Annotated in this window: 2 protein-coding genes; both read right to left on the bottom strand. The window is 64.4% G+C overall.

Features of this window, described 5'->3' with window-relative positions:
- Positions 1-100 precede the first annotated feature (100 nt).
- Positions 101-565, bottom strand: coding sequence for an SRPBCC family protein (locus tag ACZ6TV_RS55170; RefSeq protein ID WP_465309774.1), 465 nt, complete (start codon positions 563-565; stop codon positions 101-103).
- Positions 566-1,188: 623 nt separating this feature from the next.
- A partial coding sequence (locus ACZ6TV_RS55165) for a S8 family serine peptidase (RefSeq protein ID WP_465309772.1) occupies positions 1,189-2,174 on the bottom strand: 986 nt, incomplete at its 5' end.

The following is a 2,174-nucleotide window of genomic DNA, read 5'->3' as shown; positions in this document are numbered from 1 at the left end:
TCCTCAAGGACAACCGCGCCAACCACAACTGACCTGCCCTGGAGGGGTCAAAATTCCCGAACCCAAAAGGGGTCAAATTTCAAAAATCGGCGACACCAGGTCACATGGTCGCCGGCGGGATGTCGTCGCGCCACTGCCCAGTTGCAGTGCCGCGCTGCTCGATGAACTCTTTGAATCGCTTGGCGTCGGCCTTGACCTGCCGGTCGTCGACGCCGACCGCACTGCCGACCTTCTCCATGACGCCTTCGGGCTGCCAGTCCATTCGGATGGTGACCCGAGTGTCACTGGCGCCGATCCTCTGGAAGGTCACCATGCCTGCGTGTTTGGTGTCGCCGCCGGTGCTGCTCCAGGCGATCCGCTCGTCGGGTAGCTGATCGGTAACTTCTGCGTCGAATTCGCGCTGGACACCACCGATCTTGGTCACCCAGTGGGTTCTTCTGTCATCGATCTGCCGGACCGATTCGACGCCGCCCATGAACTGCGGGAACGACTCGAACTGCGTCCACTGGTCGTACGCCGTCCGCACCGGTACGTGCACATCGATGGTTTCGATCACCGAGCTCATCGCGTCTCCTTTGATGCCGTGGCTGTCGACGGTCAGCCACTGCCCACGGACGAGTTGGCCAAACTGGCGACCGTGTCTGGCCGCGACCAGCACGGCGACGGCCGATGCTGGCGAGGATGCGATCCGATCGGAATCACATTGCAGGCAGGCGGTGAGCTCTGGCATTCCGGACATGCGGCTCGGCATCGCCTTCAGAACGTCAGCGAGCCAGCCACTTGTACCCGGTGACCTGGAAACGGCCGAGTTCCCTTGCCTACGTGGCCACGACCGGCCCCTTGTCGTCGACACGTTGGATGGGCATGCGCCCCATGCACGGTCAGCCTGGGGCCGTTACGGTGAGCAGCGAACCTTCTGGTCAGGGTGAAAATGCAGCCGCGGAGGTCTCTTCACTGATCAGGCCACCCGGCTGTGTCAATAACGCCTGTGCTCGGCACAGTTAGGCGGCGGCATTGCTGGCGAGTTCGTTGTTGTCGTTTCGTGCTATTTAGCCAGTCACTGCTGCGGGTGAGCCCGGGCGACGCCCGGCCACAACCTGCGGAGTGCCCTGCGAGTGACCGATCGATCACCTCGACTCGGCGAGTCGTAGCCTGACCTGCTCAGCCGTGTGGGCTGGCGATCATGTGCTACTGCCAGCCGGCAGTTGACCACTCGTCGCTGGACCATGTGCGGCCTGACCATGTGCCTGCGGACCAGGTGCGGCCTGACCAGGTGCGGCCGGACCACGCTGGATCGGCCCAGTTCTTGTTGTTCGACCACGTGGTGACGGTCCAGGTCGCCGCCGCCCACGTCTTCGACGCCCAAGACGCTCCGGACCAGTTGTCCCCGGCGATTCGGAAACCCATCCATGTGCCACCCGACCAGGCTGTCTGCGCGGCCGACCTTGGTGCCCACTGAGCTGTTGCCATCGCACCCCAAACGGTCCGCTCCCCAGTGAGCACGAGGTTGTCAAGGACGACGTGACTGCTGCCGCGGGCGGCCTCAAGCTGGCCGGTGCCGTTGGAGGGGTTCCAGGTCGGCTTCTGCACGACGGTGCCGGTGCGGGCGAGTGCGCCGTTGACGTTCAGTTCCAGCAGGCCCATCGTGGCGGCCTTGCCGTTGGGCAGGAAGGCGCCACCCTTGATTAGCCACTCTTTGACCTGGTCAGGAGTGGCGGTCGGCTTCGCTTGGAACAGCAAAGCGGCGGCCGCAGAGACGACGGCGGTGGCCTGCGATGTGCCGGTGCCCTTGAACAGGGTGTTGCCGAGCCGGGCGGCCGGGTAGGCGGTGTCAATGTTGGAACCGGGATCGCGCAGCGACGCGATGGACGTTCCAGGAGCAAGCAGGTCGACCTGGTTGCCGCCGTTGGACAGATTCGTGAACGGGGCCAGACTGTCATCGCCGGTGGAGACGGTCCCGTTGGTCGCGGTGGCACCGACCGCGAGGATCCATTCGTCGGCCGCCGGATTCGTCAGCTTGCCCGCCCCGTTACCGTTGTTGCCGGCTGCGGCGACAACCATTACGCCTGCCTGCCACGCCTGGGCCTTCGCCCCTGATCTTGGACACGCGTTTATGCGGCTTGGGGCAGCGTAGCTGAGATGGTTTGGGTGGCTGTTTCGTAGGCGATTGGTGA

The organism is Dactylosporangium sp. NPDC051087, from assembly GCF_055586325.1.
This window is presented reverse-complemented; position numbering and strand designations above follow the sequence as displayed.

What these genes read in the sequence shown, in the direction of transcription:
- ACZ6TV_RS55170 (WP_465309774.1), bottom strand. Translation starts at nt 565, where the DNA reads ATGAGCTCGGTGATCGAAACCATCGATGTGCACGTACCGGTGCGGACG.